Raw genomic sequence first — 15495 nt, forward strand, 5'->3', positions numbered from 1 at the left:
ACTCCGCGAGAAATCAAAGATGTAACCAACGATTGCTGAGCCAAGTTTAGGGTTTCTTAAAAACCCAAAGATGTTTGAACTGAAGAGTTTGATCATGGCTCAGATTGAACGCTGGCGGCAGGCCTAACACATGCAAGTCGAGCGGTAGAGAGAAGCTTGCTTCTCTTGAGAGCGGCGGACGGGTGAGTAATGCCTAGGAATCTGCCTGGTAGTGGGGGATAACGTTCGGAAACGGACGCTAATACCGCATACGTCCTACGGGAGAAAGCAGGGGACCTTCGGGCCTTGCGCTATCAGATGAGCCTAGGTCGGATTAGCTAGTTGGTGAGGTAATGGCTCACCAAGGCGACGATCCGTAACTGGTCTGAGAGGATGATCAGTCACACTGGAACTGAGACACGGTCCAGACTCCTACGGGAGGCAGCAGTGGGGAATATTGGACAATGGGCGAAAGCCTGATCCAGCCATGCCGCGTGTGTGAAGAAGGTCTTCGGATTGTAAAGCACTTTAAGTTGGGAGGAAGGGTTGTAGATTAATACTCTGCAATTTTGACGTTACCGACAGAATAAGCACCGGCTAACTCTGTGCCAGCAGCCGCGGTAATACAGAGGGTGCAAGCGTTAATCGGAATTACTGGGCGTAAAGCGCGCGTAGGTGGTTTGTTAAGTTGGATGTGAAATCCCCGGGCTCAACCTGGGAACTGCATTCAAAACTGACTGACTAGAGTATGGTAGAGGGTGGTGGAATTTCCTGTGTAGCGGTGAAATGCGTAGATATAGGAAGGAACACCAGTGGCGAAGGCGACCACCTGGACTAATACTGACACTGAGGTGCGAAAGCGTGGGGAGCAAACAGGATTAGATACCCTGGTAGTCCACGCCGTAAACGATGTCAACTAGCCGTTGGAAGCCTTGAGCTTTTAGTGGCGCAGCTAACGCATTAAGTTGACCGCCTGGGGAGTACGGCCGCAAGGTTAAAACTCAAATGAATTGACGGGGGCCCGCACAAGCGGTGGAGCATGTGGTTTAATTCGAAGCAACGCGAAGAACCTTACCAGGCCTTGACATCCAATGAACTTTCTAGAGATAGATTGGTGCCTTCGGGAACATTGAGACAGGTGCTGCATGGCTGTCGTCAGCTCGTGTCGTGAGATGTTGGGTTAAGTCCCGTAACGAGCGCAACCCTTGTCCTTAGTTACCAGCACGTTATGGTGGGCACTCTAAGGAGACTGCCGGTGACAAACCGGAGGAAGGTGGGGATGACGTCAAGTCATCATGGCCCTTACGGCCTGGGCTACACACGTGCTACAATGGTCGGTACAGAGGGTTGCCAAGCCGCGAGGTGGAGCTAATCCCATAAAACCGATCGTAGTCCGGATCGCAGTCTGCAACTCGACTGCGTGAAGTCGGAATCGCTAGTAATCGCGAATCAGAATGTCGCGGTGAATACGTTCCCGGGCCTTGTACACACCGCCCGTCACACCATGGGAGTGGGTTGCACCAGAAGTAGCTAGTCTAACCTTCGGGAGGACGGTTACCACGGTGTGATTCATGACTGGGGTGAAGTCGTAACAAGGTAGCCGTAGGGGAACCTGCGGCTGGATCACCTCCTTAATCGACGACATCAGCTGCTCCATAAGTTCCCACACGAATTGCTTGATTCATTGAAGAAGACGATAAGAAGCAGCCCGAAATTGGGTCTGTAGCTCAGTTGGTTAGAGCGCACCCCTGATAAGGGTGAGGTCGGCAGTTCGAATCTGCCCAGACCCACCAATTTTGTGTGGGAAACGCCTGTAGAAATACGGGGCCATAGCTCAGCTGGGAGAGCGCCTGCCTTGCACGCAGGAGGTCAACGGTTCGATCCCGTTTGGCTCCACCACTACTGCTTCTGAAAGTTTTGAAAGCTTAGAAATGAGCATTCCATCCAAGTGATGGTGAATGTTGATTTCTAGTCTTTGATTAGATCGTTCTTTAAAAATTTGGGTATGTGATAGAAAGATAGACTGAACGTTACTTTCACTGGTAACGGATCAGGCTAAGGTAAAATTTGTGAGTTCTCTTAATTGAGAAATTCGAATTTTCGGCGAATGTCGTCTTCACAGTATAACCAGATTGCTTGGGGTTATATGGTCAAGTGAAGAAGCGCATACGGTGGATGCCTTGGCAGTCAGAGGCGATGAAAGACGTGGTAGCCTGCGAAAAGCTTCGGGGAGTCGGCAAACAGACTTTGATCCGGAGATGTCTGAATGGGGGAACCCAGCCATCATAAGATGGTTATCTTGTACTGAATACATAGGTGCAAGAGGCGAACCAGGGGAACTGAAACATCTAAGTACCCTGAGGAAAAGAAATCAACCGAGATTCCCTTAGTAGTGGCGAGCGAACGGGGACTAGCCCTTAAGTGGCTTTGAGATTAGCGGAACGCTCTGGAAAGTGCGGCCATAGTGGGTGATAGCCCTGTACGCGAAAATCTCTTAGTCATGAAATCGAGTAGGACGGAGCACGAGAAACTTTGTCTGAATATGGGGGGACCATCCTCCAAGGCTAAATACTACTGACTGACCGATAGTGAACTAGTACCGTGAGGGAAAGGCGAAAAGAACCCCGGAGAGGGGAGTGAAATAGATCCTGAAACCGTATGCGTACAAGCAGTGGGAGCAGACTTTGTTCTGTGACTGCGTACCTTTTGTATAATGGGTCAGCGACTTATTTTCAGTGGCGAGCTTAACCGAATAGGGGAGGCGTAGCGAAAGCGAGTCTTAATAGGGCGTCTAGTCGCTGGGAATAGACCCGAAACCGGGCGATCTATCCATGGGCAGGTTGAAGGTTGGGTAACACTAACTGGAGGACCGAACCGACTACCGTTGAAAAGTTAGCGGATGACCTGTGGATCGGAGTGAAAGGCTAATCAAGCTCGGAGATAGCTGGTTCTCCTCGAAAGCTATTTAGGTAGCGCCTCATGTATCACTGTAGGGGGTAGAGCACTGTTTCGGCTAGGGGGTCATCCCGACTTACCAAACCGATGCAAACTCCGAATACCTACAAGTGCCGAGCATGGGAGACACACGGCGGGTGCTAACGTCCGTCGTGAAAAGGGAAACAACCCAGACCGTCAGCTAAGGTCCCAAAGTTATGGTTAAGTGGGAAACGATGTGGGAAGGCTTAGACAGCTAGGAGGTTGGCTTAGAAGCAGCCACCCTTTAAAGAAAGCGTAATAGCTCACTAGTCGAGTCGGCCTGCGCGGAAGATGTAACGGGGCTCAAACCATACACCGAAGCTACGGGTATCACGTAAGTGATGCGGTAGAGGAGCGTTCTGTAAGCCTGTGAAGGTGAGTTGAGAAGCTTGCTGGAGGTATCAGAAGTGCGAATGCTGACATGAGTAACGACAATGGGTGTGAAAAACACCCACGCCGAAAGACCAAGGTTTCCTGCGCAACGTTAATCGACGCAGGGTTAGTCGGTCCCTAAGGCGAGGCTGAAAAGCGTAGTCGATGGAAAACAGGTTAATATTCCTGTACTTCTGGTTATTGCGATGGAGGGACGGAGAAGGCTAGGCCAGCTTGGCGTTGGTTGTCCAAGTTTAAGGTGGTAGGCTGAGATCTTAGGTAAATCCGGGATCTTAAGGCCGAGAGCTGATGACGAGCTAACTTTTAGTTAGCGAAGTGGTTGATGCCATGCTTCCAAGAAAAGCTTCTAAGCTTCAGGTAACCAGGAACCGTACCCCAAACCGACACAGGTGGTTGGGTAGAGAATACCAAGGCGCTTGAGAGAACTCGGGTGAAGGAACTAGGCAAAATGGCACCGTAACTTCGGGAGAAGGTGCGCCGGTGAGGGTGAAGGACTTGCTCCGTAAGCTCATGCCGGTCGAAGATACCAGGCCGCTGCGACTGTTTATTAAAAACACAGCACTCTGCAAACACGAAAGTGGACGTATAGGGTGTGACGCCTGCCCGGTGCCGGAAGGTTAATTGATGGGGTTAGCTAACGCGAAGCTCTTGATCGAAGCCCCGGTAAACGGCGGCCGTAACTATAACGGTCCTAAGGTAGCGAAATTCCTTGTCGGGTAAGTTCCGACCTGCACGAATGGCGTAACGATGGCGGCGCTGTCTCCACCCGAGACTCAGTGAAATTGAAATCGCTGTGAAGATGCAGTGTATCCGCGGCTAGACGGAAAGACCCCGTGAACCTTTACTATAGCTTTGCACTGGACTTTGAATTTGCTTGTGTAGGATAGGTGGGAGGCTTTGAAGCGTGGACGCCAGTTCGCGTGGAGCCATCCTTGAAATACCACCCTGGCAACTTTGAGGTTCTAACTCAGGTCCGTTATCCGGATCGAGGACAGTGTATGGTGGGTAGTTTGACTGGGGCGGTCTCCTCCTAAAGAGTAACGGAGGAGTACGAAGGTGCGCTCAGACCGGTCGGAAATCGGTCGTAGAGTATAAAGGCAAAAGCGCGCTTGACTGCGAGACAGACACGTCGAGCAGGTACGAAAGTAGGTCTTAGTGATCCGGTGGTTCTGTATGGAAGGGCCATCGCTCAACGGATAAAAGGTACTCCGGGGATAACAGGCTGATACCGCCCAAGAGTTCATATCGACGGCGGTGTTTGGCACCTCGATGTCGGCTCATCACATCCTGGGGCTGAAGCCGGTCCCAAGGGTATGGCTGTTCGCCATTTAAAGTGGTACGCGAGCTGGGTTTAGAACGTCGTGAGACAGTTCGGTCCCTATCTGCCGTGGACGTTTGAGATTTGAGAGGGGCTGCTCCTAGTACGAGAGGACCGGAGTGGACGAACCTCTGGTGTTCCGGTTGTCACGCCAGTGGCATTGCCGGGTAGCTATGTTCGGAATAGATAACCGCTGAAAGCATCTAAGCGGGAAACTAGCCTCAAGATGAGATCTCACTGGAACCTTGAGTTCCCTGAAGGGCCGTCGAAGACTACGACGTTGATAGGTTGGGTGTGTAAGCGCTGTGAGGCGTTGAGCTAACCAATACTAATTGCCCGTGAGGCTTGACCATATAACACCCAAGCAATTTGACTACTCTAACGAGCATCAGATTGCGGTGTGTGAAGACGAAATGAACCGAAAGTTCGACGCTCACAAAACACCGAAAGCTATCACATACCCAATTTGCTGAAGCGAGGCCAGCTGGCCACGACTCAGTACCCGAATTTCTTGACGACCATAGAGCATTGGAACCACCTGATCCCATCCCGAACTCAGTAGTGAAACGATGCATCGCCGATGGTAGTGTGGGGTTTCCCCATGTGAGAGTAGGTCATCGTCAAGATTAAATTCCAGAACCCCTGTTTGCTAACGCAAACAGGGGTTTTGTTTTGGGCGGTCGAAAACTCAATCAGCGCGAATCCCCCCCCGACAAATTTGCACAGTTATTTCTGAATCAGAACACTAGAATAGGCACCTAACCTTTTTTAGAGTCCGAGCCCTATTTATGTCCGATCCGGTTGATGCCCTTGAGGTATCGGATTTACCACTGGACGACCTGGTGGCATGCCATGAGTGCGACTTGCTGATGCGCAAACCAGTGCTCGCCCTTGGCGAAAAAGCCCAATGCCCCCGTTGCGGTTACGAGCTATATGCTCACCGTCACAATGTCGTTGAGCGAAGTCTCGCCTTGGTTCTGGCTGCACTGCTGTTGTACATCCCTGCGAACTTTCTACCCATCATGCAGCTCAATCTACTCGGGCAGTCTTCTGAAGACACCGTGTGGAGCGGCGTCGTCGGTCTGTTCGATACAGGCATGCAGGGCGTCGCTGCGGTTGTCTTCCTGTGCAGCATGGGTATCCCCTTGCTAAAGCTGCTTTGCCAATTGGCAGTGCTACTCAGCATCCGCTGGAAGGTCGGCCGCAGTTATGGACTGCTGCTGTACCGCATCTACCATCACATGAAAGATTGGGGGATGTTGGAGGTTTACTTGATGGGCGTGCTGGTGGCGATCGTGAAACTTGCCGACATGGCGTCCATCACTGTTGGCCTGGGTCTGGTCTGCTTCGTCAGCCTGCTAATGGTTCAAGTGTTACTTGAGGTGGTGATGTCGCCCCACCAGATCTGGCAAGCGTTGTCAGGAGAGGATGATCATGCGGGCGATTGATGCGGGCATTCTGATTTGTACCGAATGCCATGAATTAAACAAGCAAGAACCGGATACCGACGAGCAAACCTGTACCCGTTGTGGTGCGCTGATCCATGCCCGCCGTCCCAACAGCCTCACCCGCACCTGGGCGTTGCTGATCACGGCAGCTATTCTGTATATCCCCGCTAACCTGTTGCCTATCATGACCATCAACTCCCTCGGGCAGGGTGATCCCAGTACGATCATGGCCGGGGTGATCCAGCTGGTGCAGCACGGTATGTTTCCTATTGCGGCGGTCGTGTTTATTGCCAGTATCCTCGTGCCGACGTTCAAACTGGTAGGCATCGGTCTGCTACTGTTCTCGGTGCAGCGTCACCAGCCGCTATCCGCGCAACAACGCATAGTGATGTACCGCTTTATCGAATTCATTGGCCGCTGGTCCATGCTGGATATCTTCGTGATCGCCATCCTGGTGGCGGTTGTAAACTTTGGGCGACTTGCCAGTGTCGAGGCCAATCTCGGCGCTGCAGCGTTCGCCAGTGTGGTGATCTTGACGATGCTTGCCGCAGTAACTTTCGATCCCCGACTGATTTGGGATAACACGGAGTCGGACGACGACCATGAGTGATTTGCCTAAAGCTAAAACCCGCCCAGCCTCCAACTGGTCGGCTATTTGGGTGTTGCCCCTGATTGCCCTGATCATCGGTGGCTGGCTGGGGTGGCGTGCCTATTCCCAGCAGGGCATCGATATCCAGGTACGCTTTGAAAGCGGCGAAGGTATCCAGGTCAACAAAACCGAAGTTGTCTATAAAGGCATGCCGGTGGGTAAGGTCAAGGCCCTGGCCTTGGACGATGAAGGTAACAATCGCGGGGTGATTGCGACCATCGAGATGAACAAGGACGTCGAACAATACCTCAAGACCAACACCCGCTTCTGGCTGGTCAAACCGAGCGTCAGCCTCGCCGGCATCACCGGCCTGGAAACCCTGGTTTCGGGTAATTACATCGCCGCCAGCCCAGGCGACGGTGAGCCCACGCGCAAATTCAAGGCACTCTCCGAAGAGCCGCCCTTATCTGACGCCAAGCCAGGCTTGCACCTGACGATCAAGGCCGACCGACTCGGCTCCCTCAACCGTGGCAGTCCGGTGTTCTACAAGCAGATTCAAGTGGGCCAGGTCAAAAGCTATCTGCTCTCCGAAGACCAGAGCACTGTCGAGATCAAAGTCTATATCGAACCGACCTATGCCAGCCTGGTGCGCAAACACACGCGTTTCTGGAACGCCAGCGGCATCAGCATCGACGCCAACCTTTCCGGCGTGAAAGTCCGCAGTGAGTCCCTCTCCAGTATCGTCGCCGGCGGCATTGCCTTCGCCACGCCAGAGAACCGCAAGGACAGCCCACCCACTGACCCGAGCCTGCCATTTCGGCTCTACGAAGATTTCGACGCCGCTGCGGCCGGTATCAAGGTCAAGGTCAAGCTCACCGACTTCGAAGGCCTGCAGGCCGGTCGCACACCTGTGATGTACAAAGGCATCCAGGTCGGCAGCCTGAAAACCCTGAAGATTGATCCGGACCTGTCCAGCGCCAACGCGGAGCTGACCCTCGACCCGCTGGCCGAAGATTACCTGGTGCAAGATACCCAGTTCTGGGTCGTCAAGCCTTCCATCTCCCTGGCAGGCATCACCGGGCTTGAAGCGTTGGTAAAAGGTAACTACATCGCCATTCGCCCGGGTGACAAAGGCAGCGCTCCCCAGCGTGAATTCGTCGCGCGCGCCAAAGCACCACCGTTGGATCTGCGTTCTCCAGGCCTGCACATGGTGCTGTTCACCGACAACCTCGGTTCCCTGGATGTCGGCAGCCCGATCCTCTACAAACAGGTCAAGGTCGGCTCGGTGCAGAGCTACCAGTTCTCGCGCAAGAACAAGCAATTGGTGATCGGCGTTCACATCGAGAAGGAATACGAAAACCTGGTCAATGGCTCGACGCGCTTCTGGAATGCCAGCGGCGTCACCCTGACCGGCGGCCTCACTGGCGGCATTCAGGTGAAGAGTGAATCCCTGGCCAGCCTGATGGCCGGCGGCATCGCCTTCGAAACGCCGGAGCCCAACGTTCCGTTGAAAAAACGCATCCCACGTTTCCGCCTGTTTGCCGACCGCGAAGCCGCCAACCAACACGGTACCCTGGTGACCATCAAGGTCGACCGCGCCGACGGCATGCGTCCTGGCACACCGGTGCGCTTCAAAGGCCTGGACGTGGGCAAGATTGAAAGTGTTGACCTCAGTGCCGACATGCAGTCGGTATTGCTCAGTGCGCGTATCACCCAGGTAGCGGACCGCATCGCCCGCGTCGGCAGCCAGTTCTGGGTGGTCAAGCCCGAGTTGGGCCTGATGAAAACCTCCAACCTGGAAACCCTGGTCACCGGGCAATACATCGAAGTGCAACCGGCCGCGAAAAACGCCGGCCCGCAAAAGAGTTTTGTCGCGCTGGACCAGCCTCCCGAGGCCGTCCACCAGGAAGCTGGCCTGAGCCTGACACTCAGCGCCGCACGCCGTGGCTCGCTGAAGGAAGGCGTACCGGTCACCTACCGCGAAGTCACCGTGGGCAAGGTGACAGGCTATGAGTTGGGCCAAACCGCTGACCGTGTCCTGATCCATATTCTGATCGAACCCAAGTACGCACCCCTCGTGCGCAGCGGCAGTCGCTTTTGGAACACCAGTGGCTTTGGCCTCGACTTCGGTCTGTTCAAAGGCGCTACCGTGCGTACTGAGTCCCTGGAGACGTTGGTTGCCGGTGGCATCGCCTTCGCGACACCGGACGGCGAGCGCATGGGCAATGCCGCCAGGCCACAACAAACCTTCCCGCTGTTCGACAAGTTTGAAGATGAATGGCTGACGTGGGCGCCTAAAATCCCGCTCGGCAAATAGGCCGAGGCGCGGCCATCGCGGGCAAGCCCGGCTCCCTCACTCGACCGCATTCCTACAGGGAAAAACTCGGTCAACTGTGGGAGCCGGGCTTGCCCGCGAAGAGGCCCTCAAAAGCACCACACTATTCAAACCCATAAAAAAGGCCGCGATCCATAAGATCGCGGCCTTTTCATATTTCAGCGTCGTGGATTAAACCTCGTCCAACTCCGGCTCATTCATCGTCGCCTTCACGACATCGTGACGACGGATGTACTTCCAGTCCGCCTCATCGATATAGATGCCGTTCGGCCCACTGCCACCTTCCAGGTCGATCGCCACTTGGGCGGACACCTGCGGTTTCACACTGGCCAGGATTGGCACGAAGCCCAGTTGCAAACTGGTTTCCAGCAGCGCCGCCTGGTTTTTCTCGTCGATGTCCGCAGCTTCGTCGAGGTAGTACGGCAAACGCACACGCCCGGCCTGGTCGCGGTCCATCAAGTGCAGCAACAAGTACATGTTGGTCAGCGCCTTGATGGTCATGGTGGTGCCGTTGGACGCGGCACCATCGATGTCGGTGTGGATCACCGGTTGGCCATGTACCTTGGTGATCTCGAACGCCAGCTCGAACAAGTCCTTGAGGCCCAACTGGTTATGGTTGGCGGCCACCAGGCGCGCCAGGTATTCCTTGGCTTCTTCGTTCTTGTTGTCCTGCTCGGCGCTCTGGCTGAGGTCGAACACCGAGAGGGTTTCGCCTTCTTCATACTGACCGGCACTGTGGATGATCTGGTCGATATGCTTGAGGGCTTCTTTGTTCGGCGCCAGCACGATGCGGAAGCTTTGCAGGTTAGAGACCTGACGCTTGTTGATCTCGCGGTTGAACAACGCCAATTGGTGCTCGAGGCTGTCGTAGTCGCTGCGGATATTACGCAGGGTCCGCGCAATGTCGGTCACCGCCGCGCGCCGTGCCTTGCCCAGGGTCAGGGCCTCGTCAGTGCGGTGTGCATAAGCGTTGATCAGCAACTGCAGGCGACGCTCAACATCATCCTCGCTGTCGAACTTGGCCACGCCCTTGAGGCGCACCTGTGCATACAGCGCTTCAATCTGGCCATCGGCGCGCAGCAAGCCTTGCCAGCTGTCCTGGTAGTCGTTGAGCAGCGGCAGCAGGTTGTCCATGGAGTCGTCGACCGGGTCCATGAACGGTGTACCGAACGGCAGGTCTGCCGGCAACAACTGACGACGGCGCAACGCATCATCCAGCGTGCGCTGCTTGGCTTCCATGTCGCCGATCTGACGGCCGACCAGTTGCAGCTTGGCCGACAGTTGCTGGACGCGTTCAGTGAAGGCATCACTGGAGCGCTTCAACTCATCCTGCGCCGCTTCCATCTGCGCCAGGTTTTCCAGCTTCTCGCCTTCCTCCGCGCTCAGGGTTTGGGTACGGCGGAAGTCTTCAAGGGCCTTCTGCGCATCCAGCACTTGCTGGTACAGCGCTTCAGTCTGGGTCTTGCTCGCGGCGCGGTCAGACGCGACGGCCTGCTGGGTTTTCAACTGCTTGAGTTCTTTTTCCAGGCGCTCTTTCTGGTCGCGCAATGCCGCACGATCCGCCAAGGCCTGCAAGGCTGGCGGCTCAATGTGGGAAATATCGATGGACAGCCCCGGCACTTCAAAACGTTCGCCCTTGAAGCCATCGAGGATCTGCTCCAGGGATTTGACCCACTGGCCATCCTCGTCCAGCGTGATGCCATGCTCGCCCAATGGCAGGCTGAACAACGAACTGTTGAACAGGCGCATCAGACGTTCGACGTCCTGCTGCGAGAACTCTTCCCGTAGCTTGGCGTAGCTGTTGTTGTCGGCGTGGTCGAGTTGCTGCTTGACCGACTTCAAGCGCTTTTCAAGGTCGCGCAAACGCTCGTCCAGATCCTCGGCGCTGAACTGCCGCGACTGCGCCAGCGCGCCCGCCAATTCATCGTGCGCGTCCTTGGCTGCCAGCAGTTGTTGCTCCAGCACCTTCACGTCATCCACTAACGCAAAGCGGTGCTTGAGCACCGACAGCTCGCCCAACCAGCGTTGGATACCGCTGATCTCACGCTCCAGGCGCATCAGCTCCTGAGTGCCGCCGCGTTGGTCGTTCTGCAGTGCGTCCTGCTCGTTGCGGTAGTGCTCGGCCTGGATGGTCAGCTCTTCCTTGCGTGCACTGGCGTAGTCCGACCAGGTGCCCAGCAACGAATCCAGCAGCGGCGACAGGCGATGCAATTTACCGCGCAACACGTCGCGCTGGCGAACACCATTGGACAGCGCTTCTACCAGCGGGCCGGCGGCGACCAGGGAGTTGTAGTCCTGCTCCATGCGCCTTACATCGCGGAAGGCTTCTTCGCACGCGGCGATGTAATCGACACTGCCGGAACGCAAGCTGTGTTCGAAGGCATCGAGAAACAATTGCTTGAGCTTGGCCGCAGTGATTTCGCGCATGTGCAGCAGGTTGATAAACAGCGCGCGGAACGTCTTCAGGCTCTGCTCGCTGGTGGAACGCAGCGGGATCAACGTCAGGTCCAGCGGGATCGACGTATGGCCGCCCACCAGCAAACGGCGCAGTTCATCCGGCTTGAGTTCGTAGGCTTTCAGGCCTTCGCGCTCCAGGTTGGTGAACAGCTCTTTCTGGCGCAGGCAGGTGTCATTCTTCTGGTAGTGAGCCAGGTCCAACTTGCCGGCATAGGCAAAGAACTGGTGACCGAAACCACCGCCCGGACCGCGCCCGACCACCCCGATTACGTGCGGGCCGTGGGGCAGGGAGACTTCGACAAGGATGTAGCTGGTGTCGGTGGCGAAGTAGAAGCGCCGCGATTGTTCCAGGGTGTACTTGCCGAAACTCATGTCCGACATGCGCGCCAGGATCGGGAACTGCAAGGCGTTGATCGACGCGGATTTACCCAGGTTGTTCGCGCCATACACCGACAGCGGTTCTTCCAGCGGGAACAAACCCAGACTGTAACCGGCCGTGTTCAATAGGGCGAAGCGGCGGATGCCGTAGCGTTCCTTGCTCATGCATCGGTCTCCTGTTCTTCGGCAATCGCACGGGCCAGTGCGTCTTCTTCGCTTTCATCCGCGAAGTCGCTCAAGTCGAGTGGGTCATCGGTTTTCAGCAGCTTCTCATCGCTGTCTTCGTCGATGATCACCGGTGCCGGCAGCGGCAACACGCTGTGCACGCTGGCCGCCAGGTCGCGGTCTTGCTGCACCGACAGGCACACATCGAGGAAGCGGTGCATCGGCGGCAGGAAGCGGTACACGCCGCTGTCTTCGCTGGCAAAGCCCAGCTGGGTCATGCGGCGCATGATTTTTTCTTCGAGTTCTTCCTGGGTCTGCACCTCGGCCTGGATAAACAGGTCGCGGTACTTCTCCAGCAGCGACGGCAGCTCATCACGGCCCAGGCTGCCACCGTCGAGCACGGCAATCGGGTCGCGGCCTTGGTCGGCCAAGTGCTCGACGATGATGAAGGTAAACAGTGCCAGGCGCTGGGCGGTCTTGTTCACCTGCGCGCTGGCGATGGCGGAGTCCGGCACGAAATAGTAGAAACCCCGTGTATCGCAGACCAGCTCAAAGCCCAAGGCCCTGAACAGCGTGCGGTACTGGTCCTGGAAGTTCGACAGTTGCGCGTACAGCTCCGGGTCGCGGCGGCTGACGTGGTAACCCTTGAACAGCTCGCGAAAGATCGGCGCCAGCTGGGACAGTTCGGATAGATCAAGATGCATGCGAAGTCCTTACAGAAGCGGTGCTCGCAGAATTCTCGGCGGCGTCGGGCGTGGCCGGGAGCAGGGCGAACGAGCGCAGGCTGACCTGGTGCTCGTGTGTGTGGTAATCGCGACGCTCCAGGCGTTCGCGCTTGAAGCGTTTTTCGCGAGACAGCCGTGAGAACCAGTACAGCAATTCGTCGGTGGCGCCGTCCGGTTCCTGCTCCAGCAACCAGGTCATCAGGTCTGGCATCGGCAGTGCGTCTTCGCAACGCTCGAGCATCTCCTTGACCGTGCGCGGTGCGCGCTGGGCGTCGCCCTTGTGGGATTTGTGCGCCTTGGGGAAACGTGCCGGTTTCGGCTCGAAATTCGCCAGGGCATACACGTACGCCTCGACTTGGCTGGCACTGCCGAGAAAGGTACTTTGCGGCCGGGTGAACATCGGCATCGCCGCTTGCGGCACCGCGTCCAGGCCTTTGCGGCGGATGGCCGACAAGGCTAGCGCCGCGCCACGGGTCACGGCATTGTGCCGGCGCGCTTCTTCGCGCAGCGGCAGCAACAGCTCGCGAGCATGGCGCAGGGTCAGTTGGGCGCTGGTCTGCATTTCGAGGATGCGTGCGTGGGTGCGCAGCAGCATGTCGTCGTCCACCAAGTGGCCGAGGCGCTGTTGCTCGGTGAGCATGCGCAGCAGCACGTTTTCTACCTTGCGCACGCCTTGCTCGAAGGCGCCGTCGGCGTTCACCAGCTGGATCATGGGTTCGACGTATTCGTCCCAGGTCGCCAATACCTCGGCATAACGCTGGCGCAGCGGGATCTGCCGATCGCTGGTCTTGGCCCGGTCGGCCACGGCGGCGAGGGCCTGCTCGTCGTTGGCGAGCTTTTTCAGCACGTCGCGCACGCGCATATCCAGCAGTCGCAGCTGGCGGGCCAGGTCGTGGCCATCACGGATGTCGAAGGCGTCCTGGATATAACCGGCCAGGCGCTCAAGGTGGCGCAGGTAGGCTTCGATTTCCAGGCACAGGCCAAGCCGGTGCTCCTTGCGAAGATAGGCCAGGAAGTCGTGGATCTGCGCATTGAGCTCGAATCGGTTCGGGCTCTTGGCGACAGGCACCAGGATATCCAGGCGAATCCACACGTCCAGCAGGCTGGTGATGTCCTGGGGCGTGCTGTCCAGTTGTTGGGCGGCCAGTTGTGCGCGCAGCTCGCCCAGGCTCAGGGTGCCTTGGTCGAAGTGTTCGCACAGTGGCTCAAGTAAGGCCCAGTGTTCGGCGAGGGCGCGCAGGACGCGCTTGGGTTCGATCATGGGAATGGCCGGCTGGTTGGCGATTAAAAGTCGCGATTGTACTGCATCGGACGCGGGATTTATCCACAGCCGGTCAGTACGCAGTGGGCGATTGTTACCGAACAGCGGTAGAATCCCCGCTCTTTAGTTATCCACAAGTGGCCGAGCTGTGCTTATCGAGTCCCGACGTCGCGCTTACTTGACCGCCATGCAGGTGGTCAACTGGCTGCCCCGCACCGAACTGCCGTTTGCCGCGCCGTCGCGGCCGGAGCTGTTGCAGGCGCTTGAGCCCTACGAGGCGTTCGAGTCTTCGGGGGAAGAGGCGGCCGCGCCCGTGGCGGTGGTCGAGCCCACCCCGCAAACGCGCCCGGTGGTGGAACGGGCGAAGATCGAAGTACCGCGTCCCGCGCCAGTCACCAAGGCGGCCAAGGTGGTCGAAGAGGCTGCGCCGGTGGTCAAGGCCCCGGTGGTACCGCCACCGCGTTTTGCCCTGCAATTGCTGCGGGCCGGGCGCTGCCTGCTGCTGGTGGAGTTGCCGACCGGCGAACGCTTCCAGACCCGCGACCCCGCCTACATGCTGCTAAAAGACATGCTGCGTGCCGCCGGCCTGCCCGACAGCCCGCAAATCGTCGGCGACCCGGTGCGCTGGCCGCTGCTGGTGCGCGGCAACATGGACCAGGGCCCGGAAGCCGCGAGGGATTTTGTGCAAGGCTTTGTATCGGCACGCCTGGAAGACGAACCCTGTGTGTGCCTGTGGCTGATCGGCCTGCCCGCCGTGCGATTTGCCGGCGAAGCCAACGCCGAAGCCTGGTACCGCGAGCTCCAGGTCGAAAGCCTGGGCTCGGTATGGGCCCTGCCGGGCCTGGAATTATTAATGGAAGAGCCACAGCGTAAGGCTGATGTCTGGCAAGCCATGCGCCGGCTGATGGCGCGCTGGAAAACGACCGATGAGTGAGGCTTTATCCTTCCGCCCGATGACCGAGGCCGACCTCGACGCCGTGCTGAAAATCGAATACGCCGCGTTCAGCCACCCCTGGACCCGTGGGATATTTCTCGACGGGTTGGGTAAGTACCAGATCTGGCTGATGTTTGAAGGTGAGCAGCAGGTGGGGCATGGCGTGGTGCAGATCATCCTCGACGAGGCTCACCTGCTGAATATCACCGTGAAGCCGGAAAACCAGGGCCGCGGCCTCGGCCTGGCGTTGCTGGAACATCTGATGTCCCGCGCCTATGCCGCCAATGCCCGTGAATGCTTCCTGGAAGTGCGCGACAGTAATACCGGCGCGTTTCGCCTGTATGAGCGCTATGGCTTCAATGAAATTGGCCGCCGGCGCGACTATTACCCCGCCGTCGGTGGCCGCGAAGATGCGGTCGTGATGGCCTGCACCCTGGTCGATTAAACACCGTCCAAAACCGTAGGAGCCCGGCTTGCCGGCGATGGCGTCCTCGAGATCGCCGTCGCCGGCAAGCCAGGCTCCTACAGGTCGGGGTT

Annotated in this window: 8 protein-coding genes, 2 tRNA genes and 3 rRNA genes; 10 read left to right on the plus strand and 3 right to left on the minus strand. The window is 57.3% G+C overall.

Features of this window, described 5'->3' with window-relative positions; genetic code table 11:
- Window positions 1-76 precede the first annotated feature (76 nt).
- From KUA23_RS03530 to KUA23_RS03565, 8 genes are all read left to right on the plus strand, one after another.
- Window positions 77-1613 (plus strand): 16S ribosomal RNA (locus tag KUA23_RS03530).
- An 82-nt stretch (window positions 1614-1695) separates the two neighbouring features.
- A tRNA-Ile gene (locus KUA23_RS03535) sits at window positions 1696-1772 on the plus strand.
- Window positions 1773-1802: 30 nt separating this feature from the next.
- Window positions 1803-1878 (plus strand) — tRNA-Ala (locus tag KUA23_RS03540).
- A 249-nt stretch (window positions 1879-2127) separates the two neighbouring features.
- A 23S ribosomal RNA gene (locus tag KUA23_RS03545) occupies window positions 2128-5019 on the plus strand.
- 157 nt (window positions 5020-5176) lie between these two features.
- Window positions 5177-5292, plus strand: a 5S ribosomal RNA gene (gene rrf, locus KUA23_RS03550).
- The 16S, 23S and 5S rRNA genes sit together here with 2 tRNA genes alongside, the layout of an rRNA operon.
- Before the next feature lie 162 nt (window positions 5293-5454).
- Window positions 5455-6114: a paraquat-inducible protein A gene (locus KUA23_RS03555; RefSeq protein WP_078046727.1), complete on the plus strand. Its 660-nt coding sequence runs from the start codon at window positions 5455-5457 to the stop codon at window positions 6112-6114.
- On the plus strand, window positions 6101-6724 hold the full coding sequence (locus KUA23_RS03560; RefSeq protein ID WP_034101913.1) for a paraquat-inducible protein A: 624 nt from the start codon (window positions 6101-6103) through the stop codon (window positions 6722-6724). The genes KUA23_RS03555 and KUA23_RS03560 overlap by 14 nt, the downstream gene beginning before the upstream one ends.
- Window positions 6717-9020 (plus strand): PqiB family protein, encoded by a 2304-nt coding sequence (locus KUA23_RS03565; RefSeq protein ID WP_099493957.1) that lies wholly within the window; start codon window positions 6717-6719, stop codon window positions 9018-9020. The genes KUA23_RS03560 and KUA23_RS03565 overlap by 8 nt, the downstream gene beginning before the upstream one ends.
- 189 nt (window positions 9021-9209) lie before the next feature.
- Here the strand turns inward: KUA23_RS03565 and mksF are convergent, their stop codons facing one another.
- From mksF to mksB, 3 genes are read right to left on the minus strand one after another with little or no spacing between them, the layout of a single operon-like run.
- Complete coding sequence (gene mksF / locus KUA23_RS03570) at window positions 9210-12038, minus strand: Mks condensin complex protein MksF (RefSeq protein ID WP_078046730.1); 2829 nt, start codon at window positions 12036-12038, stop codon at window positions 9210-9212.
- Window positions 12035-12742: an Mks condensin complex protein MksE gene (gene mksE / locus KUA23_RS03575; RefSeq protein ID WP_252993455.1), complete on the minus strand. Its 708-nt coding sequence runs from the start codon at window positions 12740-12742 to the stop codon at window positions 12035-12037. The genes mksF and mksE overlap by 4 nt, the downstream gene beginning before the upstream one ends.
- The gene (gene mksB / locus KUA23_RS03580) at window positions 12732-14024 is read right to left on the minus strand and encodes an Mks condensin complex protein MksB (RefSeq protein ID WP_078046732.1); all 1293 of its coding nucleotides are present in this window, start codon (window positions 14022-14024) and stop codon (window positions 12732-12734) included. The genes mksE and mksB overlap by 11 nt, the downstream gene beginning before the upstream one ends.
- A gap of 187 nt (window positions 14025-14211) precedes the next feature.
- Between mksB and KUA23_RS03585 the strand changes: the two genes are divergently transcribed.
- Both KUA23_RS03585 and rimI read left to right on the plus strand, forming a co-directional pair.
- Window positions 14212-14958 (plus strand): energy transducer TonB, encoded by a 747-nt coding sequence (locus KUA23_RS03585; RefSeq protein WP_214496705.1) that lies wholly within the window; start codon window positions 14212-14214, stop codon window positions 14956-14958.
- On the plus strand, window positions 14951-15403 hold the full coding sequence (rimI, locus tag KUA23_RS03590) for a ribosomal protein S18-alanine N-acetyltransferase (protein WP_003188286.1): 453 nt from the start codon (window positions 14951-14953) through the stop codon (window positions 15401-15403). The genes KUA23_RS03585 and rimI overlap by 8 nt, the downstream gene beginning before the upstream one ends.
- The last annotated feature ends 92 nt before the right edge of the window (window positions 15404-15495 follow it).

Origin of the sequence: Pseudomonas pergaminensis, from assembly GCF_024112395.2 — a bacterium.
Lineage (GTDB): Bacteria > Pseudomonadota > Gammaproteobacteria > Pseudomonadales > Pseudomonadaceae > Aquipseudomonas > Aquipseudomonas pergaminensis.

Coding starts and splice junctions, on each gene's coding strand:
- KUA23_RS03555 (WP_078046727.1), top strand. CDS start 5,455: ATGTCCGATCCGGTTGATGCCCTTGAGGTATCGGATTTACCACTGGAC.
- KUA23_RS03560 (WP_034101913.1), top strand. CDS start 6,101: ATGCGGGCGATTGATGCGGGCATTCTGATTTGTACCGAATGCCATGAA.
- KUA23_RS03565 (WP_099493957.1), top strand. CDS start 6,717: ATGAGTGATTTGCCTAAAGCTAAAACCCGCCCAGCCTCCAACTGGTCG.
- mksF (WP_078046730.1), bottom strand. CDS start 12,038: ATGAGCAAGGAACGCTACGGCATCCGCCGCTTCGCCCTATTGAACACG.
- mksE (WP_252993455.1), bottom strand. CDS start 12,742: ATGCATCTTGATCTATCCGAACTGTCCCAGCTGGCGCCGATCTTTCGC.
- mksB (WP_078046732.1), bottom strand. CDS start 14,024: ATGATCGAACCCAAGCGCGTCCTGCGCGCCCTCGCCGAACACTGGGCC.
- KUA23_RS03585 (WP_214496705.1), top strand. CDS start 14,212: ATGCAGGTGGTCAACTGGCTGCCCCGCACCGAACTGCCGTTTGCCGCG.
- rimI (WP_003188286.1), top strand. CDS start 14,951: ATGAGTGAGGCTTTATCCTTCCGCCCGATGACCGAGGCCGACCTCGAC.